This is a genomic window from Kitasatospora aureofaciens, from assembly GCF_001188955.3.
In the GTDB taxonomy this organism is placed as follows: domain Bacteria; phylum Actinomycetota; class Actinomycetes; order Streptomycetales; family Streptomycetaceae; genus Kitasatospora; species Kitasatospora aureofaciens.
On the sequence record NZ_JPRF03000071.1, the window covers coordinates 1 to 22,317 of the forward strand.

The 22,317-nt window shown below is 72.9% G+C and carries 18 protein-coding genes, 1 rRNA gene and 1 pseudogene; 9 read left to right on the top strand and 11 right to left on the bottom strand.

From position 1 onward, the window contains the following. Both HS99_RS35050 and HS99_RS35055 read left to right on the top strand, forming a co-directional pair. A pseudogene (locus tag HS99_RS35050) lies at positions 1–1,788 on the top strand (hypothetical protein); the annotation flags it as partial. Between the two features lie 18 nt (positions 1,789–1,806). Beyond that, positions 1,807–2,565, top strand: coding sequence for a metallophosphoesterase (locus HS99_RS35055; protein WP_030288651.1), 759 nt, complete (start codon positions 1,807–1,809; stop codon positions 2,563–2,565). Here the strand turns inward: HS99_RS35055 and HS99_RS35060 are convergent. The 3 genes from HS99_RS35060 to HS99_RS35070 form a co-directional block, all read right to left on the bottom strand. Then, the gene (locus HS99_RS35060) at positions 2,562–3,476 is read right to left on the bottom strand and encodes a hypothetical protein (protein ID WP_050366418.1); all 915 of its coding nucleotides are present in this window, start codon (positions 3,474–3,476) and stop codon (positions 2,562–2,564) included. The two genes, HS99_RS35055 and HS99_RS35060, sit on opposite strands and share 4 nt — an antisense overlap. 68 nt (positions 3,477–3,544) lie before the next feature. Beyond that, positions 3,545–3,940 (bottom strand): hypothetical protein, encoded by a 396-nt coding sequence (locus HS99_RS42925; RefSeq protein ID WP_050366417.1) that lies wholly within the window; start codon positions 3,938–3,940, stop codon positions 3,545–3,547. 159 nt (positions 3,941–4,099) lie between these two features. Further along, positions 4,100–4,795 carry a FadR/GntR family transcriptional regulator gene (locus HS99_RS35070; RefSeq protein WP_030288655.1) on the bottom strand — a complete coding sequence of 232 codons (696 nt, stop codon included), beginning with the start codon at positions 4,793–4,795 and terminating at the stop codon, positions 4,100–4,102. Between the two features lie 230 nt (positions 4,796–5,025). Here HS99_RS35070 and HS99_RS35075 point away from each other — a divergent pair, with 230 nt between their 5' ends. Further along, positions 5,026–5,580 (top strand): gluconokinase, encoded by a 555-nt coding sequence (locus HS99_RS35075; protein WP_046386646.1) that lies wholly within the window; start codon positions 5,026–5,028, stop codon positions 5,578–5,580. Next, positions 5,577–6,974, top strand: coding sequence for a GntP family permease (locus HS99_RS35080; protein ID WP_232543262.1), 1,398 nt, complete (start codon positions 5,577–5,579; stop codon positions 6,972–6,974). The genes HS99_RS35075 and HS99_RS35080 overlap by 4 nt, the downstream gene beginning before the upstream one ends. 73 nt (positions 6,975–7,047) lie before the next feature. Here HS99_RS35080 and HS99_RS44325 read toward each other — a convergent pair whose 3' ends face one another. Then, on the bottom strand, positions 7,048–7,671 hold the full coding sequence (locus HS99_RS44325; RefSeq protein ID WP_050366416.1) for a TetR/AcrR family transcriptional regulator: 624 nt from the start codon (positions 7,669–7,671) through the stop codon (positions 7,048–7,050). A 153-nt stretch (positions 7,672–7,824) separates the two neighbouring features. Between HS99_RS44325 and HS99_RS35090 the strand changes: the two genes are divergently transcribed. Further along, on the top strand, positions 7,825–9,045 hold the full coding sequence (locus HS99_RS35090) for a metal-dependent hydrolase family protein (RefSeq protein WP_030554149.1): 1,221 nt from the start codon (positions 7,825–7,827) through the stop codon (positions 9,043–9,045). 58 nt (positions 9,046–9,103) lie between these two features. On the opposite strand, the gene HS99_RS35095 is transcribed toward HS99_RS35090, so the two are convergent. The 5 genes from HS99_RS35095 to mmuM form a co-directional block, all read right to left on the bottom strand. Beyond that, positions 9,104–10,696: a glycerol-3-phosphate dehydrogenase/oxidase gene (locus HS99_RS35095; RefSeq protein ID WP_030290897.1), complete on the bottom strand. Its 1,593-nt coding sequence runs from the start codon at positions 10,694–10,696 to the stop codon at positions 9,104–9,106. 150 nt (positions 10,697–10,846) lie between these two features. Beyond that, positions 10,847–12,367 (bottom strand): glycerol kinase GlpK, encoded by a 1,521-nt coding sequence (glpK, locus tag HS99_RS35100; RefSeq protein ID WP_030290895.1) that lies wholly within the window; start codon positions 12,365–12,367, stop codon positions 10,847–10,849. A 126-nt stretch (positions 12,368–12,493) separates the two neighbouring features. Further along, positions 12,494–13,213, bottom strand: coding sequence for an MIP/aquaporin family protein (locus HS99_RS35105; protein ID WP_030554151.1), 720 nt, complete (start codon positions 13,211–13,213; stop codon positions 12,494–12,496). 300 nt (positions 13,214–13,513) lie between these two features. After that, complete coding sequence (locus HS99_RS35110) at positions 13,514–14,278, bottom strand: IclR family transcriptional regulator (RefSeq protein ID WP_030290891.1); 765 nt, start codon at positions 14,276–14,278, stop codon at positions 13,514–13,516. Between the two features lie 192 nt (positions 14,279–14,470). Beyond that, complete coding sequence (gene mmuM, locus HS99_RS35115; RefSeq protein ID WP_046387346.1) at positions 14,471–15,415, bottom strand: homocysteine S-methyltransferase; 945 nt, start codon at positions 15,413–15,415, stop codon at positions 14,471–14,473. A gap of 160 nt (positions 15,416–15,575) precedes the next feature. On the opposite strand from mmuM, the gene HS99_RS41910 reads away from it, so the two are divergent. From HS99_RS41910 to HS99_RS35130, 3 genes are read left to right on the top strand one after another with little or no spacing between them, the layout of a single operon-like run. Beyond that, on the top strand, positions 15,576–16,565 hold the full coding sequence (locus HS99_RS41910) for an NUDIX hydrolase (protein ID WP_078867770.1): 990 nt from the start codon (positions 15,576–15,578) through the stop codon (positions 16,563–16,565). A gap of 22 nt (positions 16,566–16,587) precedes the next feature. Continuing rightward, the gene (locus HS99_RS35125) at positions 16,588–17,136 is read left to right on the top strand and encodes an NUDIX domain-containing protein (protein ID WP_046387345.1); all 549 of its coding nucleotides are present in this window, start codon (positions 16,588–16,590) and stop codon (positions 17,134–17,136) included. A gap of 45 nt (positions 17,137–17,181) precedes the next feature. Next, complete coding sequence (locus HS99_RS35130; RefSeq protein ID WP_078939091.1) at positions 17,182–19,284, top strand: acetoacetate--CoA ligase; 2,103 nt, start codon at positions 17,182–17,184, stop codon at positions 19,282–19,284. 94 nt (positions 19,285–19,378) lie between these two features. On the opposite strand, the gene ptsP is transcribed toward HS99_RS35130, so the two are convergent. Together ptsP and HS99_RS35140 are read right to left on the bottom strand one after the other, a co-directional pair. Further along, the gene (ptsP, locus tag HS99_RS35135) at positions 19,379–21,049 is read right to left on the bottom strand and encodes a phosphoenolpyruvate--protein phosphotransferase (protein WP_030290885.1); all 1,671 of its coding nucleotides are present in this window, start codon (positions 21,047–21,049) and stop codon (positions 19,379–19,381) included. Positions 21,050–21,150: 101 nt separating this feature from the next. Next, positions 21,151–21,600: a PTS sugar transporter subunit IIA gene (locus HS99_RS35140; protein ID WP_030290883.1), complete on the bottom strand. Its 450-nt coding sequence runs from the start codon at positions 21,598–21,600 to the stop codon at positions 21,151–21,153. A 650-nt stretch (positions 21,601–22,250) separates the two neighbouring features. Between HS99_RS35140 and HS99_RS35145 the strand changes: the two genes are divergently transcribed. Next, positions 22,251–22,317 (top strand): 16S ribosomal RNA (locus HS99_RS35145); the annotation flags it as partial.

Sequence of the window (22,317 nt, forward strand, 5' to 3'; positions counted from 1 at the left end):
ACCTGCGACGAGGACCGCCGGGCCGCCCAGCGCGCCGCCGACGACGCCCGCCGCACGGTACGCGCCCTGCGCGCCGAACGCGCCGAGATCCCCGCCGCCGAGCAGACCGACGAGCCCGCCGAGCAGATCGCCCCCGCCGCGCTGCCCGCCCTGCGCGAGGCCTACCGGTCCGCCTCCCAGCTGTACGAGAAGGTCGGCGTCGGCGCCGACCTGCGCGCCGAACAGGCCCGCGCCGAGGGCGACGAGGCCGCCGCCGCGGCCGAACTCGACCGCCTCACGAACAAGGTCCGCACCCGCGCCGAGGAACTCCTCGGCAGCCCCGACGGCGCCGACGGCCCGGCCCGCCAGGCCGCCGCCGCCCGCGCCGAGGAACTGGTCGCCACCATCGAGGCCCGCTCCGCCACCGCCAGCGAGCAGCTCGGCCGCCTGCGCGGCGAGGCCGAGCGCTCCGCCCCCGCCGACGGCGAGGCGCACACCGAGCTGCCCGAGGAACTCGTCCCCACCGACCCCGAGCACGCCCAGACCCTGCTGCGCACCGCCACCAGCCGGCTCGCCGAGTGCCGGGAGGCCGTGGACGCCGCCCGCACCGCGCACGCCGACCTCCAGCGCACCTTCGACACCGCCCAGTCCGCCGCCGCCGACTTCGACGAGCTGGCCGGCCAGCTGCGCGACGGCCTGCGCGAGCAGCAGGAGGAGGACGGCCAGCCGGTCGAGCCCTACCTCGGCTCGCTGCCCGAGGCCCGCAACGCCTGCACCGACGCCCGCCGCGCCCTGCGGACGGCCGCCGGCGAGCTGTCCTCCGCCGAACTCGCCGTCCGTGACGCCTCCGACGCGCTGGTCCGGCATGCCAACGCCGCCCGCTACGAGGCCGTCCGCACCCCGGCCCGCCAGCAGATCCGCGAACTGCCCGCCTCCGCGCTGCCCGAGCACGCCGCCGCCTGGGCCGCCGCCTTCGCGCCCCGGCTGCGGGTGCTCACCGACGAGCTCGCCCAGCTGGAGCGCAACCGCGGCTCGATCGTCGACCGGCTGCGCGGCCTGGTCGAGTCCTCGCTCACCACCCTGCGCGCCGCCCAGCGGCTGTCCCGGCTGCCCGAGGGCCTGGGGGAGTGGTCCGGCCAGGAGTTCCTGCGGATCCGCTTCGAGGACCCGGACCCCGCCACCCTGGTCGAACGCCTCGGCGAGGTCATCGACGAGGCCACCCGCGCCGCCGTCCGGAAGAACAGCGACCTGCGCCGCGACGGCATGTCCCTGCTGCTGCGCGGCGTCGCCGCCGCGATCGGACCCAAGGGCGTCAGCGTCGAGATCCTCAAGCCGGACGCGGTGCTGCGCGCCGAGCGGGTCGGCGTCGGCCAGATGTCCGACGTCTTCTCCGGCGGCCAGCTGCTCACCGCGGCCATCGCGCTCTACTGCACGATGGCCGCGCTGCGCGCCAACGACCGCGGCCAGTCCCAACTGCGGCACGCGGGCACACTGTTCCTCGACAACCCGATCGGCCGCGCCAACGCCACCTACCTGCTGGAACTCCAGCGCGCGGTGGCGGACGCCCTCGGCGTCCAGCTCATCTACACCACCGGCCTGTTCGACACCACCGCGCTCGCCGAGTTCCCACTGGTGATCCGGCTGCGCAACGACGCCGACCTGCGGGCCGGCCTCAAGTACATCTCGGTGGAGGAGCACCTGCGCCCCGGCCTGCCCGCCCCGCAGGACCCGGACGGCCCGACCATCCACGGCGAGATCACCGCCACCCGGATGTTCAAGCGCCCCGCGGAGGTTCCCGCGCAGACGTGAAGTCACTAGCGTGATCACATGCTGACGATCGCGCACCTCAGTGACATCCACCTCGGCCAGGTCCACCGCCGGGACGCGGGCAAGCGGGCCCGGCGGCGGGCCGAGCAGGTGATGGCCTACCTGGACGCCCTGCCCGGCCCGCTGGACGCGGTGCTGGTCACCGGCGACCTCGCCGACCACGGCCTGCCCGAGGAGTACCGGCAGGCCGCCGAGGTGCTGGCCTCGCGGCATCCGGTGCTCACCTGCCCCGGCAACCACGACAGCCGGGCGCCGTACCGGCAGGTGCTGCTCGGCGAGGAGCCCACGACCGACCCGGTCAACCGGCTGCACCAACTGCCCGGCACCGACGTGCTGATGCTCGACTCCTCGATACCCGACCAGCACGACGGCCTGCTGGACGACGCCACCCTGGACTGGCTGGACGCCCAACTGGGTTCCGGCCGCCAGGAGTTGCCCGCTCTGGTGGCCTTCCACCACCCGCCGGTCGAACTGCACGTCCCGTTCGTCGACGGGATCCGCCAGTTCGGCGAGGAACGGCTGGCGCAGGTGCTGCACCGCCACCCCCGGGTGGCCGCGCTGCTCTGCGGCCACGCCCACACGTCCGCCGCGACCACCTTCGCGGGCTTGCCGGTACTGGTCGCGCCGGGGGTGGTCTCCACCATCACGCTGCCCTGCGAGGGCGGGAAGGGCATCCTCTTCGACCACCCGCCGATGCTCGCCTTCCACGTCCTGGACGGCGGCCGGCTCACCACCCACTACCGGGTGGTCACCGATTAGCTCCCCGCCAACCGGCGCAGGACCGCCATGAGTTCGTCGGGCGGCTCGATGGAGAACGAGCGCTCGGCCTCGTCGATCCGCGTCAGGTTGGTCACCTCGCCCTTGTGCCACCAGTAGAGCCGGGGCGACAGCGGCCCCGGGTTCTCCTGGTGGACGCGCAGCGCCATCGACGCCAGATCGTTGACCGCGCCCGCGACCCCGGCCTCGGCGAGCGGGTGGAAGAACAGGTATTCCCGGCTGGGCGCGGCGAACAGAGCGCCCTCCTCGGGGAGTTCGCGCCCGGTCACCGCGCGGGCCAGGTCGTCCAGCACCAGCGCCTTGCTGGCCACGAACATCGAGTCGCCGTGCACGGCGTACAGGGTCGAGCCCTCGGTGGGGCCCTGGAGGACGTCGTACTCGACCGGGTCGGCGATCAGGTTGGCCCGGCCGGCGGCCCGCAGCCGCTGCAGCCCGACCTCGGCGACGGCCTTGTCGTCCAAGGTCCGTACGGTGTCGGGCAGGTCGACCGAGAGCGCCTCCAGCAGACCGGTCGCGACCGGCCGGGTGTAGCTGAACGCGGAGGCGATCTCGGCCGGGAACGCGTCGTCGGCGACGAGCCGGAGGTAGACGCGGCTCAGGGTCTCGTCGGCACCGCCGGGCACCGTCCGGGCGGCGCCCGTGAGGGAGCCGAAGTGCCGTGCGACGATCCCGGGCCAGTCACTCGGATCGGTGCGGCGGCAGAACTCGGCGAGGTTGTACAGGTTGTTGGTGCCCTCGGCCCGCCGGAGGGTCTGCCCGGAGACCGTCACCTGTACGCCGATGTCCGCGTGGTACCGGCGCACCAACTGGCGCAGGTGCTCAGCCTGGTCGACCGTCAGGTTGGTGAGGTCGGGGTCGTACTGGGGCTTTTCCTTGGCACGGAAGAACTTCATGATCCCGACTCTAGGGGAGCGCGCCGACGGTCGACCCCGCCGCCCGTGCGGCCGTGGGAGCCGGGCGGCTAGCGCGTCGGCACTCCGCGCTGGGGCGGCCCGGGACGGTACGACTGGCGCTGCTGGTACGGCTGTTGCGGTGCGCCGACGGGCCGGGGGAGTGGCCGGGCGGCCAGCGGCTCGGGAGCGGCCCGACTGCCCGCCATCGGGTACGCGGAGTTCGGGCCGCGCATCCGCTGGGCGGCGACCTGGCGGGAGATCAGGATCTCCAGCAGGCACCACATCGTGCCGAACACCCCGAGCCCCATCGCCAGCAGCGCGGGCGTCATCAACCAGCTGCCCGCGTACGAGGCCAGGGTGGCGACCACCACGCCGACCAGGGTGAAGGCGAGGCAGAGCACGGCCCGGACCGCGGCGTGGCGCACCTCGTCGGGCAGGCGGCGACGGCGGCGTGGCAGGGACATCGGGAGACCCCCAGGCGCGAATCCGGTGGCGGACACGGAACGGGCGCACGCGAAACGCGCCCCCTCGCCTCACTCTGCCCCCGCCGAACCCGGACCATGCGTCCGAATCCACCGAACTGCCGCCAAACCGTGTGATCCGGGGCAGGCGGCGGCCGGAGCTCAGCCCAGCTGCAGGTTGAGCTCGCCCAGGGCGCCCGTGACGATCGTCCGCATCGCCCGTTCCGCGTGGGCGGCATCGCCCCCGCAGATCGCGTCGGCGACCTCCCGGTGCAGCCTGATCGCGTACGGTTCCGGCTGATGGGGCATCAGATGGTACTCGGTCCGGCCGGTGAGTACCGCTCCCACGGTGTCCCCGAGGTGGGCGAACATCTCGTTCCCGGAGGCGCGGAGCACCAGCGCGTGGAAGGCGATGTCGTGCCCGAGGAAGGTGGTGAGGTCGGCCTCCCGCGCGGCGACCGTCAACTCCACGGCCAGCGAGCTGAGTTCGCGCCGGTCGTCGTCGGTGGCGTGGGTGGCGGCGAGTGCGGCCGCGGCCGGTTCGACGGCCACCCGCAGCGAGCCGAGCGAGCGTAGCTGGGCGGGCCGGTCGGCGCCGGCCAGGCGCCAGCGGATCACCATGGGGTCGAAGACGTCCCAGAGCGACTTCGGCTGGACGGTGATCCCGACCCGCCGCCGGGACGCCACCAGGCGCATCCCTTCCAGGACGCGCACCGCCTCCCGGACGACCGTCCGGGACACCCCGAACCGCTGCTCCAGCTCCTCCCCGCGCAGCACCGCGCCCTCGGGGATCTCCCCCGACGCGATCGCCGGCCCGAGCTCGTCAAGCACCCGACCGGGCAGCCCCTGGATCTCCATCCGCCCAGCGTAGACGCCACGCGCCGGAATCCCCACGTCACCCTCCGCCCACGCCCCCCGGCTCCGCCCGCCCCGCCCCCGCCTCACTCGCGCCCGCGCACTCACCGACCCCACCCCGCCTGCACCCCCGCTCCCGGGGGAAGTAAAAGTATGACGATTTGGTTTCCGGCACTTGAATACGTCATATCTTTGAAGCGATAGTGGCGGCCTGCAACGAAGGAGCACCACCCATGGCTCTCAACGTCGAGAACCGCGCCCTCCCGGACGCCCCCCGCACCGTCGTGGTGATGGGCGTCTCCGGTGTCGGCAAGACCACGCTGGCCCGCCTCCTGGCCGACCGCCTCGATCTCCCCTTCGCCGAGGCGGACGAGTTCCACCCGCCGGCCAACATCGCCAAGATGTCCGCCGGCATCCCGCTGGACGACCAGGACCGTGAGCCCTGGCTGCGCGCCATCGGCGCCTGGCTCAAGGCGCACACCGAGGCAGGCACCGGCGGCGTGGTCACCTGCTCGGCGTTGAAGCACAGCTACCGCGACATCCTGCGCGCGGACGCCCCGGACGCTTTCTTCCTGCACCTCAGCGGTGGCCACGAGCTGGTCGGAGACCGGCTCTCGCACCGCACCGGCCACTTCATGCCGACGTCGCTGCTCGACTCCCAGTACGCCACTTTGGAGCCCCTGGGTGCGGACGAGAACGGCGCCGTGCTGGACGTGGGCCCGTCCCCCGAAGAACTCGTCGAGATGGCCGTGGCGCTGCTGCGGCCCGTCAATGGAGACCTCGCGTGAGCATTGCCCCCACTACTCTGCTGGCGGCCGCCCCACCGGCCCTGCCGCACACCAGCGACAACACCCAGCTGCTGGTCGCGGTACTGCTCAGCATCGGTGCGATCATCCTGCTGATCACCCGGCTGAAGCTGCACCCCTTCCTCGCCCTCACGCTCGGCTCCGGACTGCTGGCCGTCGTCGCGGGCGCCCCCTTCGACAAGCTGCTGAACAGCTTCTCCACGGGCTTCGGATCCACCGTGGCCAGCGTCGGCCTGCTGATCGGCCTGGGCGCGATGCTCGGCAAGCTGCTCGCCGACTCCGGCGGCGCCAACATCATCGCGGACACCGTGCTGGCCCGGACCGGCAGCAAGGCGCTGCCCTGGGCGATGGCGCTGATCGCCGCCCTGCTCGGCCTGCCGCTGTTCTTCGAGGTCGGCGTCGTCCTGCTGATCCCGATCGTGCTGCTGGTCGCCCGGCGCGGCAACGTGCCGCTGATGCGGGTCGGCATCCCGGCCCTGGCCGGCCTGTCGGTGCTGCACGGCCTGGTGCCCCCGCACCCGGGCCCGCTGGTCGCGATCGACGCGCTGAAGGCCGATCTCGGCATCACCCTGGCGCTGGGCCTGCTGGTCGCGATCCCGACCCTGGTCATCGCCGGTCCGCTGTTCTCCCGGGTGGCCGAGCGCTGGGTCGGCCCGCTGGAGTCCCCGACCGCCGTCACCCCCGAGGAGCCGGTCAAGCGCGAGCACACTCCGTCCTTCGGCGCGGTGCTGGCGACCATCCTGCTGCCGGTCCTGCTGATGCTCGGCAAGGCCCTGGCGGACGTCGTGATCGACGACCCGAAGGCGATGGTCCAGCGGGTGCTCGACTTCGTCGGCTCCCCGCTGATCGCCCTGCTGGCGGCGACGCTGCTCGGCATGCTGACCCTCGGCAGGGCCGCCGGCTTCGACAGGGCGCGGATCTCCGACACCGTCGGCAAGGCGCTCGGCCCGATCGCGGGCATCGTGTTCATCGTCGGCGCGGGCGGCGGCTTCAAGCAGACCCTGATCGACGTGGGCGTCGGCGACATGGTCAGCCACTGGGCCGGCCAGTGGCACATCTCGGCGCTGCTGCTGGGCTGGCTGATCGCGGTGCTGATCCGCCTGGCCACCGGTTCGGCGACGGTCGCCACCATCACCGCGGCCGGCATCGTCTCCCCGCTCGCGGCGAACATGTCCTCGACCCACTCGGCCCTGCTGGTGCTCGCGGTCGGAGCCGGTTCACTGTTCCTCTCGCACGTCAACGACGCCGGCTTCTGGCTGGTGAAGGAGTACTTCGGGATGAGCGTCGGCCAGACGCTGAAGTCCTGGTCGGTGATGGAGACGATCATCTCGGTCGTCGCCATAGCCCTGATCCTGCCGCTGAGCCTGCTGGTCTAGCGCGCGCCCCGCGCACACCGCCGCCCAGGGGCGGCACCCGGACGGGTACGGGTGCCGCCCCCCGGCGTTCGCGTCAGTGCACCAACAGGCCCGAAAGCACCGCCGCCGTCGCCGCCATCAGTTCCTCGGCCACCGCGCCGCCCGCCGCCGTACGGGCCAGCAGTCCCTCGCGTGCCGCCAGGATCACCGCCGCCGCCTGACGGGCGTCCGCCCCCGCGGGCACCAGCTCGGGCAGGGCCCGTTCCAGGACGTCCGCCGCAGCCCGCGCCAGGGTCCGGTCGTGCGCGGCGACCTGCTCGGCCAGTGCCGCCGACCGGGCCGCGACCAGCCGGAACTCCAGGAACAGCAGGATCCACCCGGTCTCCGCTGGCTCGACCCGCAGCAGCGCCTCGACCAGCAGCCGGGCCCGCTCCCGTGGCGCCAACCCCTCGCAGCCGGCGGCGAGCCGCTCCAGCTCGGCCATCCGCTCGGCGGCCCGGTCGTCGAAGAGCGCCAGCAGCAGGCCCTCCTTGCTGCCGAAGTTCGAGTAGAAGGCGCCGCGGGTGTACCCGGCCGCGGCGCAGACGTCCTCGATGCTCGTCCGCGCGAAGCCGGCGGTGAGGAACAGCTCGCTCGCCGAGGCGAGCAGCCGGGCCCGGGTGTGGATCCGACGACGGGGCGGCCGGGGAGCGGCGGGGTCGGTGGGGGGTGGGTTCACAGGAGCACGATACATGGTGTATTCAGTACAGGTCGTATTCAATACGGCCCGTACTGAAACCGGAGGGGACCACCGCATGAGCGAGCGAAGCGAGCGAACCACCAGGAGGCGCGCACGGGTGAACGCCCCCGCCGAGCGCAGCGAGGCGGGCGCATGAACCGCCTGCTGATCACCAACGCCCATCTGCTCCACCCCGAGGACGGCACCCGCACCGATCCGGGCTGGCTGGAGGCCGCCGACGGCCGGATCACCGCCACCGGCACCGGCCGCCCGCCCGCCGCCACCGACGGCGTCCGGGTCGTCGACGCGCAGGGCGGCACCGTCCTGCCCGGCCTGATCGACGCCCACGTCCACCTGCTGGTCACCTCGCTCGACCTGCGCGATTTCGCGAACTGGACGCCCGGCTACGCCACCGTCCGCGCCCTCGCCGAGGCCGAGCGCATGCTGCGCCGCGGCTTCACCACCGTGCGCGACGTCGGCGGTGCCGACCACGGCATGGCCCGCGCCCTGGCCGAGGGCCTGGTGCCCGGCCCGCGCCTGCTGCACGGCGGCAAGGCGCTCTCCCAGACGGGCGGCCACGGCGACCTGCGCCCGCTCGGCGAGGACGCCCTGCCCTGCTGCGAGGCCCGCCCGAACTTCGGCCGGATCGCCGACGGCGTGGACGCGGTGCGCGCCGCCGCTCGGGACGAGTTCCGCAAGGGCGCCCGGCACCTCAAGGTGTTGCTGTCCGGCGGCGTCGCCTCCCCGCACGACGAGATCGCCGCCGTCCAGTACAGCGAGGAGGAGATCCGGGCGGCCGTCGAGGAGGCGGAGAACCACAACCGCTACGTCACCGTGCACGCCTACCACCCGCGGGCGATCGACCGCGCCCTGCGGGCCGGGGTGCGCTGCGTCGAGCACGGCAACCTGCTGGACGACACCACGGTCGCGCTGCTGCTGGAGAAGGACGCCTTCCTGGTCCCCACCCTGGTCGCCTACGAGCAGACGGCCCGGCTCGGCGCTGCCTCGGGCCTGCCGCCGGCCTCCGTCGGCAAGCTCGCGGAGGTCCGCGACCGGGGCCTGGAGGCGCTGGAGCGCGCCCACCGCGCGGGCGTGAACCTGGTCTACGGAAGCGACCTGCTCGGCCCGCTGCACCCGGCCCAGCTGGAGGAGTTCACCCTGCGCGCCCAGGTCCAGCCGGTCGCCGACGTGCTCCGCTCGGCGACCACCACGGCGGCCCGCCTGCTCGGGATGGAGGGGGAGATCGGCACCCTCGCCCCGGGCGCGCACGCCGACCTGCTGGTGGTGGACGGCGACCCGCTGGCCGACCTCGCCGTGCTGACCCGCCCGGAGGAGCACCTGCGGTACGTGGTCAAGGCCGGTACGCCGGTCTGACGGGAACGCCGGACGGGCGTCCGGGGGGAACCCCGAACGCCCGTCCGCCGTACGCCGGTTACTTGGAGCGCTTCGCCAGGAAGGCCTCGACCTCGCCCCGGATCTCCGGGGTGTCCAGCCCGCGCACCGTCATGGTGGTGCGGCGCCGCAGCACGTCGTCCGCGGTGTACGCCCACTCGTTCTCGGCCGCGTAGGCGACCTGCGCCCAGACGTCCGGACCGTCCTCGTGGATCGGCCGGCCGAGCTCCGGGTTCTCGTCGATCATGCGGGCGATCTCGAAGGAGAGCGTGCCGTAGTGGCTGGCCAGGTGCTTGGCCACCAGCGGCTCCATCCGCGAGCCCGGCTCGCGGTCGATCAGCAGGCGGTGCGCCACCGCGTTCGGCGCGCCGACGCCCGGCAGCGGGACGGTCGGGGCGATCGGGGACATGTCCTCGCCGAGGCTGGTGCCGGGGACGTGGGCCAGCTTCTCCAGCACGGTGCGGCCGATGTGCCGGTAGGTGGTCCACTTGCCGCCGGAGACCGACAGCATGCCGCCGCGGCCCTCGGTGACGACGGTCTCGCGCTTGGCGGCGGCGGTGTCGCCCGGGCCGCCGGGCAGCACCCGCAGGCCGGCGAAGGAGTAGGTGATCAGGTCGCGGTCGAGGTGCTCGTCGCGGATCGCGTGCGCGGCCTCGCCCATGATCTGGTCGATGTCGGCGTCGGTGGCCCGGACGTCCTTCGGGTCGCCGGTGTACTCCTCGTCGGTGGTCCCGAGCAGGACGTGGTCCTCCCACGGGATGGCGAAGGAGACGCGGTACTTGTCGATCGGGATGGTCAGCGCGGCGCGCCACGGCGAGCGGCGCTTGACGACGACGTGGGCGCCCTTGGAGAGGCGGATCGACGGCGCGGCGCCGGCGTCCTCCATCTTGCGCAGGTGGTCCACCCACGGGCCGGTGGCGTTGAGCACCAGGCGGGCGTTCACGCCGAACTCGCTGCCGTCCAGGCGGTCGCGCAGCTCGGCGCCGGTGACCCGGCCGCCGGTGAAGCGCAGGCCGGTGACCTCGGCGTGGTTGAGCACCACGGCGCCGGCGTCGACGGCGGCGCGCACGGTCATCACCGCGACGCGCGAGTCGTTCATCTGGTGGTCGCCGTAGACGGCCACCGAGCGCAGGCCCTCGGTACGCAGTGCGGGCACCTGCTGGGCGGCGTGGGCGGCGGTGGAGACCCGGCCCATGCCGTCGCGGAAGGCGGACAGCGCCGAGTACAGGAACACGCCGGCGCCGAGCTTGGCCGCGCCGTGCGGGCCGCCCTTGTAGACCGGCACGAAGAAGGTCAGCGGGTTGACCAGGTGCGGGGCCACGTCGGTGGAGAGCGCGCGGCGCTCCTTGTGGTTCTCCGCGACCAGCTTGACCGCGCCGGTCTGCAGGTAGCGCAGACCGCCGTGGACGAGCTTGGAGGAGGCGCTGGAGGTGGCACCGGCGAAGTCGCCGGCGTCGACCATGGCGACCTTCAGGCCGGCCTGGGACGCGGTCCAGGCGACGGCCGTGCCGAGGATGCCGCCCCCGATCACCAGCAGGTCGTAGGTGGCCTTGCCGAGCAGCTCACGGGTCTCGGCGCGGGAGGCGGTGCGGCCGGCGGTGCGCTCGGCGCCCAGGGTCGGGATGGTTGCCATGGTGGTTGTGTACGGCGCGCTGGTCGGGCGGCGCCGTTACTCCTCTCGTGTGCGGTGCGGCCCCTGCGGGAGGGGCCGGTCGGCCCGGTGCGGCGGGCCGGTTGAGCGGAACCGGCCGGTCGGGGCAAGGGGCCCCGACCGGCTTGTCGGTCAGTTGTTCTCTTCCTCCTCCACCCAGCCCATGGTGCGCTCCACGGCCTTGAGCCACTTCTTGTACTCACGCTCCCGGGTGGCCTCGTCCATGCGCGGGGTCCACTCGGCGGCGCGGTGCCAGTTGGCCCGCAGGGTGTCGAGGTCGTTCCAGAAGCCGACGGCGAGTCCGGCCGCGTAGGCCGCGCCGAGGGCGGTGGTCTCGGCCACGTACGGGCGCTCGACCGGGGCGTCCAGGACGTCGGCGATGTTCTGCATGAGCAGGTTGTTGCTGGTCATGCCGCCGTCGACCTTGAGGGCGGTGAGCTCGACCCCGGAGTCCTTCTGCATGGCGTCGACGACCTCGCGGGTCTGCCAGGCGGTGGCCTCCAGGACGGCCCGGGCCAGGTGGCCCTTGGTGACGTACCGGGTCAGACCGGCGATCACACCGCGGGCGTCGGAGCGCCAGTACGGGGCGAACAGGCCGGAGAAGGCCGGGACGAAGTAGGCGCCGCCGTTGTCCTCGACGGTGTTGGCGAGGGTCTCGATCTCGGCGGCGGTGGAGATGATGCCGAGCTGGTCGCGCAGCCACTGGACGAGCGAGCCGGTGACGGCGATCGAGCCCTCCAGCGCGTACACCGGGGCCTGGTCGCCGATCCGGTAGCCGACCGTGGTCAGCAGGCCGTGGTACGAGTTGACGATCTTCTCGCCGGTGTTCAGCAGCAGGAAGGTGCCGGTGCCGTAGGTGGACTTGGCCTCGCCCTCCGCGAAGCAGGTCTGGCCGAACAGCGCGGCCTGCTGGTCGCCGAGCGCGGACGCGACCGGGACACCGGCCAGGTCGCCGACGGCCTCGCCGTACACCTCGGCGGAGGAGCGGATCTCCGGCAGGACGGCCATCGGCACGCCCATCGACTCGGCGATGCTCTCGTCCCAGGCCAGGGTCTTCAGGTTCATCAGCATGGTGCGGCTGGCGTTGGTCACGTCGGTGACGTGCTTGCCGCCGTCGACACCGCCGGTGAGGTTCCAGATCACCCAGGTGTCCATGGTGCCGAACAGGATGTCGCCGGCCTCGGCGCGCTCGCGCAGGCCCTCGACGTTGTCCAGCAGCCAGCGGATCTTCGGGCCGGCGAAGTAGCTGGCCAGCGGGAGGCCGGTCTCGCGGCGGAAGCGGTCCTGGCCGACGTTGCGGCCCAGCTCGCGGCAGAGCGCCTCGGTGCGGGTGTCCTGCCACACCAGGGCGTTGTGCACCGGCTCGCCGGTGTTCTTGTCCCACAGGACGGTGGTCTCGCGCTGGTTGGTGATGCCGATCGCGCGGATGTCGTCCTTGGTCAGGCCGGCCTTCTCCAGCGCGCCGCGGACGACCGACTGCACCCGGGTCCAGATCTCGGCGGCGTCGTGCTCGACGTAGCCGGGCTGGGGGAAGATCTGCCGGTGCTCCTGCTGGTCGACGGCGACGATCCGGCCGTCGGCGCCGAAGATGATGCAGCGGCTGGAGGTGGTGCCCTGGTCGATCGCGGCGATGTAGTTGCCAGTGGAGGTCATGTGGAGGGTCCTCGGCTCAAGTTCGGGGGTTACGGGGTGGGTGGGCCTGACACGGACGTTCGGTGGACGCCCGTCCGGTCAGTCCCCGTGCTCGGCGGGTTCGACTGTGCCCTTGCCGGGGGTCCTTTAGAAGAGGGCGTTGTAGACGCCGCCGGCCGCCAGTCCGCCCAGGATCGGCCCGACGACCGGGACCCAGGCGTAGGACCAGTCGGAGCTGCCCTTGTTCGGGATCGGCAGCAGCGCGTGCACGATGCGCGGGCCGAGGTCACGGGCCGGGTTGATGGCGTAGCCGGTCGGGCCGCCGAGCGAGAGGCCGATGCCGACGACGGTGAGGGCGACGATCAGGGTGCCCATGCCGCTGCTGTCCAGGCCCTTGGTGGTGCCGAGGGTCAGGATCGCCATGCAGAGCACGAAGGTGCCGATGACCTCGGTGATCACGTTCTGGATCGGGTTCCGGATCTCGGGCCCGGTCGAGAAGATGCCGAGGGTGGGTTCCTTGTTGGCCTGGAACTGGCCGAGGTAGGTGAGCCAGACCAGCACGGCGCCGATGATCGCGCCGAGCAGCTGGGAGCCGATGTAGAGCGGCACCTGGCTCCAGTCGCCGCTCTTGACCGCGAGCGCGATGGTGACGGCCGGGTTGAGGTGGGCGCCGGACTTGGCGCCGGTCATGTAGGCGGCGATCAGGACCGCGAAGCCCCAGCCGAAGGTGATCGCCAGCCAACCGGCGTTCATGGCCTTCGACTTCTTGAGGGTCACGGCGGCGCAGACGCCACCGCCGAGGAGTATCAGGGCGGCGGTGCCGAGGGTTTCGCCGACGAAGACGTCGCCGTTGGAGAACGCGGACACAAAGACTCCCTTGTCAATGCCCGGAGGTGCGGGTGGGGGCAGGTGGCCGGTGGAACCCTGTGCGGGTGAGCGCGCTGTGGGAGTGATCTTCCCGGCCATCGTTCGACAATGTCGACCGTCATGCGGAAGCTTCCTCCCCAGGTCGGCTCCGCGTCAAGGCGGGGTTACGCAGCTGTGACCCTTCCCTCGGTCGACCCTCCGAAGTTACCCAGCGGAGCGCCCCGAACTGGGACAAAACGCCAAGGCGCGGACAGGCTCACCGCCTGTCCGCGCCTCAGCGTGACGAATCGACCGCCGTGCTCAGAACCGCCCGGCGCCCAGGTCGCGGGAGATCGCCCGCGCCGCGCTGCGCACCGAGGCCACCAGCGAGGGCTTCACGAAGCCGTCCTCGCAGACCCGTTCCACCGGGCCGTTGATGCACACCGCGCCCACCGGGTTGCGCCGGCGGTCCTGGATCAGCGCGGCGATCGAGGCCACGCCCTCCCAGGTCTCCTCGACCGAGTCGGCCCAGCCGCGCTCCCGGATCAGCGCGCACTCGGCGTCCAGCTCGCCCGCCCCGGTCAACGTCCGCAGGGTGTACGACTCGTACGGCCCGTCACCCAACTCGCCCCGCGCGACCGGGTCGTAGGCCACCAGCACCTTGCCGATCGCGGTGCTGTGCAGCGGCTGCATCGAACCGACCTCCAGCACCTGCCGGGTGTCGTCGGGCCGGAAGACGTGGTGCACGATCAGCACGCCCTGCTGGTGCAGCACACCCAGGTACACGGTCTCGCCGGCCGCCCTGGCCAGGTCGTCCGCCCACACCAGCGCCCGCGCCCGCAGCTCGTGCACGTCCAGGTAGCTCTGCCCGAGCCGCAACAGCTCGGCGCCCAGCTGGTACTTGCCGCTCTCCGGGTCCTGTTCGACGAACCCCTCCTGCTGCAGCGTGCGCAGGATGCCGTGCGCGGTGCCCTTGGCCAGGTCCAGGGCGGTCGCCACCTCGGAAAGGCCCAGGCGGCGCTCACCGCCGGCCAGCAGGCGCATGATCGCGGCGGCCCGGGAGAGCGACTGGATCGGGCCGGGCATGGGGTACCTCCGCGCTGACAGGCGGTCGACATTGTCGACCGCAGTGGTGACGGGACGAGTCTGCCAGGCCGCCGTCCGTCCGTGCACCTTCCCCCTCGGTAACCCGGTCTCGGCCGGGTGTTAACCTTCTGCGCCCTCGGCTTCCCCGCCCCCGGTTCCCGCGCCTTCGGTTTCCGCGCCCCTCGGCCGGAGCTACCCGTCCACACCGCTGAGCACGCCGCGCCGCACCGCCACCTCGGCCGCCAGCGCGGCGATCCCGTCCGTACCGATCCGGCAGCAGCCGCCGACCAGCCGGGCGCCGTCCGCCAGCCAGCCGCCCACCCGGGCCGAGCGGAAGGTCGGCTCCCCGCGCCAGTCCCGGCGGTCCGCGTCCCACCGCTCCCCGCTGTTCGGGTACACCACCACCGGCTTCCCGGTCACCTCGGCGGCCACCGCCACCGCCAGGTCCGCGTCCCTCGGCGTGCAGCAGTTGACGCCCACCGCCAGCACCTCGTCCACCTCCGCGGCCAGCGCGAACGCCTCCGCCAGCGGCTGCCCGGCCCTGGTCCGGCCGTCCGCCACGCTGTAGGACAGCCAGGCCGGCACGCCGATCCCGCGCACCAGCTCCAGCAGCGCCCGCGCCTCGTCCGCGTCCGGGACCGTCTCCAGCGCCAGCACGTCCGGCCGGGCCACCGCCAGCACCTCCAGCCGCGGCCGGTGGAAGGCCACCAGTTCCGCGTGGCTCAGCCCGTACCGGCCCCGGTACTCCGAACCGTCCGCCAGCACCGCCCCGTACGGGCCCACCGACGCCGCCACCCAGCGACGCCGCCCGCCCGGCTCGGCCCGCACCGCCTCCCGGGCCAGCTCCACGCTGCTCGCCAACAGCCGCGCGGCCGCCGCATGACCCACTCCGCGCCGGGCGAAGCCCTCGAAGCTCGCCTGGTAGCTCGCCGTGATGGCGACCTCGGCCCCGGCCGCGAAGTACGCCCGGTGCGCCGCGACCACGGCCTCCGGGTCGTCCGCGAGCAGCCGCGCCGACCACAGGGCGTCCGACAGGTCGTGCCCCGCGGCCGCCAGCTGGTTGGACATCCCGCCGTCCAGCACGAGCGGACCGGCCGCCAGCGCCGCGGCGAAGTCCGGCGGGGGAGCAGTGGGCATGGCAGTCTCCTCGGCACGGTCGTTCCTGGTCACAGCCTAGAAGCCGGAGGCCCCCGCGGACCCGGAAAACCGTTTGCCGCCGGGGAACGAAGTCGTTACGTTGTGCTCATTCCGAGAACGACGCAACAGGTGCCCCGGCGGGCGCGGAGAGGAGCCGGCGATGGCAGTGGACGAACCGTCCCCCCAGCCCGCCGCCGGGCCCACGGCCGAGCAGGAATGGCTCGCCGCGTACGACCCGCGCGCCTACGCCCCGATCGCCGTCACCGTCGACGTCGTCGCCCTCACGCTGCGGGCCGGCCGCCTGCACGTGCTGCTGGTCGAACGCGGTGCCCCGCCGTTCCAGGGCTGCTGGGCGCTGCCCGGCGGCTTCCTGCGGGCGGGGGAGGAGGGGCTGGACGAGGCCGCCGCCCGCGAGCTCGCCGAGGAGACGGGCCTGCAGGGCGCCTCCGAGGCCGAGGCCGCCCTCTGCCGCCTGCACCTGGAACAGCTCGGCACCTACGGAGCCCCCGAGCGGGACCCGCGGATGCACGTCGTCTCCGTCGCCTACCTGGCCTTCGCCCCCGACCTGCCCGACCCGCAGGCCGGGACGGACGCGGCGGCCGCCGCCTGGCACCCGGTCGCCGACCTCGACCTGGCCCCGCGGTCCACCGACCGCGCCCGAGCCACCGGTGTGCCCGTCGACACCCACGGGGGTGGCGTCGACGGGCACACCGGTCCCAGCCGGAGCACACCCCGCCCGATCCCGCTGGCCTTCGACCACGCCCGGATCGTCGCCGACGGGCTCGACCGGGTGCGCGCCAAGCTGGAGTACAGTCCGCTCGCCACCGCCTTCCTGCCCTACGACTTCACCATCCCCGACCTTCGCGCCGTCTACGAGGCCGTCTGGGACGAGAAGCTCCACCCCGGCAACTTCCACCGCAAGGTGCTCTCCGTCCCCGGCTTCGTCGAGAGCACCGGCACCACCACCGAGCGCGGCGGCGCCCGAGGCGGGCCCCGTGCCCGCACCTACCACGCCGGCGACGCCCGCCTCCTCCACCCCGCCCTCCTGCGCCCCGGCCGCGAGGAGCCCGCCGGGACCGAACCCGCCGGGCCCGAACCCGCCGGGCCCGGATCCACCGGGAGGGCCCCGGCCGCAGAGCGGGCCCACTGAGAGGGAGGACTACCATCCGGCCATGACCACCGACGAAGCGATGCAAGCGATCCACCGGCCGTTCTCCCACTGCCACTTCTGCGGCACCCCGTACCCGCCCGGCACCCAGGCCTGGCCGCGTACCTGCCCCGGCTGCGCCGAGATCAGCTACCGCAACCCGCTGCCCGTCGCGGTCACCGTCCTGCCCGTCACCCGGCCCGACGCGGACCCCGCCCTGGTCGTCATCCGCCGCACCATCGAGCCCGGTTACGGCCAACTCGCCTTCCCCGGCGGCTACATGGACTACGGCGAGAGCTGGCAGCAGGCCTGCGTACGCGAACTCGCCGAGGAGACCGGCATCCTGGCCGACGCCGCCGACATCCGCCTGATCCACATGGCCTCCGACCCCAACGGCCGCTTCGTGATGCTCTGCGGACTCCTCCCCGCCCGGCCGCTCGCCGAACTCCCGCCCTCGCGCCCCACCGACGAGACCGAGGGCTGGCTCCTCGCCACCGCCGACACCCCGCTCGTGTGGGACTTCCACAACGGCATCCTGCGCCGCTGGTTCGGCGGCGAGTTCGACCCGAGCTGAGCAGCGGCGAAGCCACCGGCCAACCCTGGCGCAGCGGGCGCTCACATGGCATGGTCTGCACCGACAGCCCAACCGGACGGGTTGGCCACGAGCTCACCCGTCCCCACCAACGGCCGGGAGACCACCACCGTGAGCACCCCACCCCAGGACCAGCCGCTCTGGCGCCCCAACCCCGCTCGCGCAGCTGCCACCAGCCTGGTGGCCTTCCAGGCCTGGGCAGCCGAACACCACGGCGCCCCGGCCGCCCCGCTGGCCCCGGCCGCCGACGACCAGCAGGCCGCCCAGCGCTACGCCGACCTGCACGCCTGGTCCACCGCCGACCTCGACCGCTTCTGGACGGCCGTCACCCAGTGGTTCGACGTCCGCTTCACCGAGGCCCCCGAGGCAGTCCTCGCCGACCCGGCCATGCCCGGCGCCCGCTGGTTCCCCGGCGCCCGCCTCAACTACGCCGAGCACGCCCTTCGCGCCGCCGACGACCCGGCGAACGCCGACCGCCCGGCGATCCTCCACCTCGACGAGACCACCGAGCAGCCGGCCGCCCTGACCTGGTCCGAACTCCGCCGCCAGGTCGGCTCGCTCGCCGCCGCCCTGCGCGCCCGCGGCATCGGCCCCGGCGACCGGGTCAGCGCCTACCTTCCCAACATTCCGCAGGCCGCCGTCGCCCTCCTCGCCACCGCCGCCGTCGGCGCCATCTGGACCAGCTGCGCCCCCGACTTCGGCGCCCGCAGCGTCCTCGACCGCCTCCAGCAGATCGAACCCGCCGTCCTGTTCGCCATCGACGGCTACCACTACGGCGGCAAGGACCACGACCGCACCGAGGTCGTCGCCGAGCTGCGCCGCGAACTCCCCAGTCTGCACACCGTCGTGCACGTCCCGCTGCTCGGCGCCCCCGCCCCCGAGGGCGCCCTCCAGTGGGACGACCTCGTCGCCGACGACGCGACCCCGGTCTTCGAGCCCGTCCCCTTCGACCACCCGCTCTGGGTCCTCTACTCCTCCGGCACCACCGGCCTGCCCAAGGCCATCGTCCAGAGCCAGGGCGGCATCCTGCTCGAACACCTCAAGCAGGCCGGCCTCCACCTCGACCTCGGCCCCCAGGACCGCTTCCTCTGGTACACCTCCACCGGCTGGATGATGTGGAACTTCCTGCTGGCCGGCCTCCTCGTCGGAGCCACGATCGTCACCTACGACGGCAGCCCCGGCCACCCGGACACCGGAGCCCTGTGGTCGGTCGCCGCCCGCACCCGCGCCACCGTCCTCGGCACCTCCGCCGCCTATGTCATCGCCAGCCGCAAGGCCGAACTGCACCCCGGCCGCGACCTCGACCTCTCCGCGGTCCGCTGCATCGGCACCACCGGCTCCCCGCTCCCGCCCGACGGCTTCCGCTGGATCTACGACGAGGTCAAGCAGGACGTCTGGCTCGCCTCGGTCAGCGGCGGCACCGACGTCTGCTCCTGCTTCGTGGGCGGCGTCCCCACCCTGCCGGTGCACCTCGGCGAGATCCAGGCCCCCTGCCTCGGCGCCGCCGTCGAGTCCTGGGACGTCCAGGGCCACCCGCACACCGACACCGTCGGCGAACTCGTCGTCACCAAGCCCATCCCGTCCATGCCCACCGGCTTCTGGAACGACCCCGAGGGCACCCGGTACCACGACAGCTACTTCGACACCTACCCCGGCATCTGGCGCCACGGCGACTGGATCACCGTCACCTCCCGCGGCACCGTCGTCATCCACGGCCGCTCCGACTCCACCCTCAACCGCCAGGGCGTGCGGATGGGCTCCTCGGACATCTACGAGGTGGTCGAGCGACTCCCCGAGATCGCCGAATCCCTGGTCATCGGCCTGGAGGAGCCCGACGGCGGCTACTGGATGCCGCTGTTCGTCGTCCTCGCCCCCGGCGCCGAACTCGACCAGGACCTCATCGGCCGCATCCGCACCTCGCTGCGCACCGAACTCTCCCCGCGCCACGTCCCCGACGAGGTGATCGCCGTCCGCGGCCTGCCGCACACCCTCACCGGCAAGCGCATCGAGGTCCCGGTCAAGCGCATCCTCTCCGGCACCCCGCTGGAGCAGGCCGTCAACCCCGGCTCCGTCGACAACCTCGACCACCTGCGCTTCTTCGAGCAGCTCCGGGTCGACCGCCAGGCCTGACCGGCAGCTGACCCTCCCCGCGCAACGCCGAAGGGGCGCCCCCACCGCCATGGGTGGGGGCGCCCCTTCCGCTACTCCTACGCCTTGTCACGTCCTACTCGCCGGAGAGCACCTGCTGCGCCGCGGCCCGCGCCTCGTCGGCACTGTCCGCGGCCCGGGCCGCCTCGGCCGCCCGACGGCACTGCGCCAGCGTGTACTTGGCCAGCATGCTCCGCACGTACGGGATCGAGGCCGAGCCCATGGAGAGGCTGGTGACGCCCAGACCGGCCAGCACCACGGCCAGCAGCGGGTCCGAGGCCGCCTCACCGCAGACACCGCAGCTCTTGCCGGTCACCTGCGCCGCCTCGGCGGCCGAGGCGATCAGGTCCAGCAGCGCCGGCTGCCACGGGTCCTGCAGCCGGGCCAGCGCACCGACCTGACGGTCGGCCGCGAAGGTGTACTGCGCCAGGTCGTTGGTGCCCAGCGACAGGAACTCGACCTCCTGCAGGATCGCCCGGGCCCGCAGCGCGGCCGACGGGATCTCCACCATGGCGCCGAACTTGGCCTGCAGCCCGGCCTTGCGGCAGGCGGCCGCGAAGTCCCCGGCGTCCTTGCGGTCGGCCACCATCGGGGCCATCACCTCGAGGTGCACCGGCAGGCCCGCGGCGGCCCGGGCCAGCGCCCGCAGCTGGGTGGCGAGCACCTCGGGGTGCTCGAGCAGGGTGCGCAGACCGCGCACGCCCAGCGCCGGGTTCGGCTCGTCGACCGGGGTCAGGAAGTCCAGCGGCTTGTCCGCGCCCGCGTCCAGTACCCGGACCACGACCCGACCCTCCGGGAACGCCTCCAGCACCTTGCGGTACGCCTCGACCTGCTTCTCCTCGCTCGGAGCCTGCGCCGAGTCGTCCAGGAAGAGGAACTCGGTACGGAACAGGCCCACGCCCTCCGCACCGTTCTCCAGCGCGGCCGGCACGTCCGCCGGGCCACCGACGTTGGCCAGCAACGGCACCCGGTGCCCGTCCGAGGTCTGGCCCGGACCGGAGGAGGCGGCCAGCGCGGCCTTGCGCTCGGCGGCGACCGCCCGCAGCTCCTCCTGCTTCTCCTGCGAGGGGCCGAGCAGGACATCGCCCGAGCTGCCGTCCACGGCGACGACGGTGCCCTCGGCGACGTCCGTCGCCCCCGGCAGCGCGACCACGGCCGGCACGCCCAGCGCCCGTGCCAGGATGGCGCTGTGGCTGGTCGGCCCGCCCTCCTCGGTCACGAAGCCGAGCACCAGCGTCGGGTCCAGCAGCGCGGTGTCGGCCGGCGCCAGGTCCCGCGCGAACAGCACGTACGGCTCGTCACTGTCCGGCACACCCGGCATCGGCACGCCCAGCAGCCGGGCCACGATGCGGTTGCGCACGTCGTCCAGGTCGGCGACCCGCCCGGCCAGGTACTCCCCGGCGGAGGCCAGCAGCGCCCGGTAGGCGGCGAAGGCGTCGTACACACCGCGCTCGGCGCTGCTGCCGACGGCGATCCGGCGGGACACGTCGGCCATCAGCTCCGGGTCCTGCGCCATCAGCGCCTGGGCCTCCAGCACCGCCTGCGCCTCGCCGCCGGCCAGGTTGCCGCGCGCGGTCAGGTCAGCGGCGACCGCCTCGACCGCGGCCTGGGCGCGCGCCTGCTCCCGCGGGGCGTCCTCGGTCGGGATCTGGGTGGTCGGGGGCTCCAGTACCGCCGTGCCCATGTGCCGCACCTGGCCGATCGCGACCCCGTGGCTGACACCCACGCCGCGCAGTGTCTTCTCCATGTACCTGTATCTCCGCTGAGAGGGGCGGTTCCGCCGGGAACCGCTGAGTGCCGGGTCGCCCCGTCAACTCCTGCGGGGCGGGTGTGTCTGTGGTTGAGGGGTCAGCTCCAGCTGAACAGCTTGTCGCCCGCCAGCACGTCGCCGTTCTCGCGGACGTCGACCAGCGAGTCGGTAGCGGCCTCGAGCGCCACGATCGGCGAGATCGGCGACTTGCCCGCGGCCTCGACGGCGGCCGGGTCCCACCGGATCACGGCCTGACCGCGGGTCACCGTGTCGCCCTTGTTGACGAGCAGCTCGAAGCCCTCGCCGTTCAGCTGAACGGTGTCGATCCCGAGGTGAGTCAGCACACCGTGCCCGTCGGCGTCCACCACGACGAAGGCGTGGGGGTGCATGGAGACCACGACGCCGTCCACCGGAGCGACCGCCTCGGTGGGCTCGCGAACCGGGTCGATCGCGGTGCCCGGGCCGACCATCGCGCCCGAGAACACCGGGTCCGGCACGCCGGCGAGCCCGACGAGCTGGCCGGTCAGCGGCGACGTCACAGTGGTCATGGTTGTGCCTCCCAAGTGCGCAATACAGCGAGCGGCCGCGAGGTGCGGCACACGATCATCTGAGCCTAAATCATGTCAACTTAGGACATCTGCTGACATTCTCGGGCGAAGACCCACGCCCCCGCCCGCCTGCCGACCGGCGTCACATCGGCTCGCGACTGGTCTAGTCCTCTTGGCCGATGCGCCGCACTCTACAGGCATCTTGGCGAATCGGGACCATTGCTGTATATGCTCGCGAGAGCAACAAATCATGCGCCGTCCGGGTGAACCGGCGCGCGCCCCGATTCGCACTCCGACGGCCGAGCCGCTATGGTTGGTCGAGTCGCCGCGAGTCGGCGGTTAACACCAGATTTCGGATGCAGAAAGCCCCGGTAAACGGAGCGGAAAACATCTGGTAAGCTGGAAACACGAACGAAGCGCCCGGAGGGCCCGCTGGAAGGCGGTCCGAAGGAAGCGTCCGTTCCTTGAGAACTCAACAGCGTGCCAAAAGTCAACGCCAGATATGTTGACATCCCCGGCCTCGATCGTCTGATCGGGGTTGGAGATTCCTTTTGAAACAAACACTAGCGAGGACGCAGTGCGCGGGATCACCCTATTCCGGTGGTTGCCGTGCCGCTCAACGCGGGTGTCGACCCGATTACGGGTAAACATTCACGGAGAGTTTGATCCTGGCTCAGGACGAACGCTGGCGGCGTGCTTAACACATGCAAGTCGAAC

What these genes read in the sequence shown, in the direction of transcription:
- HS99_RS35055 (WP_030288651.1), top strand. Translation starts at nt 1,807, where the DNA reads ATGCTGACGATCGCGCACCTCAGTGACATCCACCTCGGCCAGGTCCAC.
- HS99_RS35060 (WP_050366418.1), bottom strand. Translation starts at nt 3,476, where the DNA reads ATGAAGTTCTTCCGTGCCAAGGAAAAGCCCCAGTACGACCCCGACCTC.
- HS99_RS42925 (WP_050366417.1), bottom strand. Translation starts at nt 3,940, where the DNA reads ATGTCCCTGCCACGCCGCCGTCGCCGCCTGCCCGACGAGGTGCGCCAC.
- HS99_RS35070 (WP_030288655.1), bottom strand. Translation starts at nt 4,795, where the DNA reads ATGGAGATCCAGGGGCTGCCCGGTCGGGTGCTTGACGAGCTCGGGCCG.
- HS99_RS35075 (WP_046386646.1), top strand. Translation starts at nt 5,026, where the DNA reads ATGGCTCTCAACGTCGAGAACCGCGCCCTCCCGGACGCCCCCCGCACC.
- HS99_RS35090 (WP_030554149.1), top strand. Translation starts at nt 7,825, where the DNA reads ATGAACCGCCTGCTGATCACCAACGCCCATCTGCTCCACCCCGAGGAC.
- HS99_RS35095 (WP_030290897.1), bottom strand. Translation starts at nt 10,696, where the DNA reads ATGGCAACCATCCCGACCCTGGGCGCCGAGCGCACCGCCGGCCGCACC.
- glpK (WP_030290895.1), bottom strand. Translation starts at nt 12,367, where the DNA reads ATGACCTCCACTGGCAACTACATCGCCGCGATCGACCAGGGCACCACC.
- HS99_RS35110 (WP_030290891.1), bottom strand. Translation starts at nt 14,278, where the DNA reads ATGCCCGGCCCGATCCAGTCGCTCTCCCGGGCCGCCGCGATCATGCGC.
- mmuM (WP_046387346.1), bottom strand. Translation starts at nt 15,415, where the DNA reads ATGCCCACTGCTCCCCCGCCGGACTTCGCCGCGGCGCTGGCGGCCGGT.
- HS99_RS41910 (WP_078867770.1), top strand. Translation starts at nt 15,576, where the DNA reads ATGGCAGTGGACGAACCGTCCCCCCAGCCCGCCGCCGGGCCCACGGCC.
- HS99_RS35125 (WP_046387345.1), top strand. Translation starts at nt 16,588, where the DNA reads ATGACCACCGACGAAGCGATGCAAGCGATCCACCGGCCGTTCTCCCAC.
- HS99_RS35130 (WP_078939091.1), top strand. Translation starts at nt 17,182, where the DNA reads ATGGCATGGTCTGCACCGACAGCCCAACCGGACGGGTTGGCCACGAGC.
- ptsP (WP_030290885.1), bottom strand. Translation starts at nt 21,049, where the DNA reads ATGGAGAAGACACTGCGCGGCGTGGGTGTCAGCCACGGGGTCGCGATC.
- HS99_RS35140 (WP_030290883.1), bottom strand. Translation starts at nt 21,600, where the DNA reads ATGACCACTGTGACGTCGCCGCTGACCGGCCAGCTCGTCGGGCTCGCC.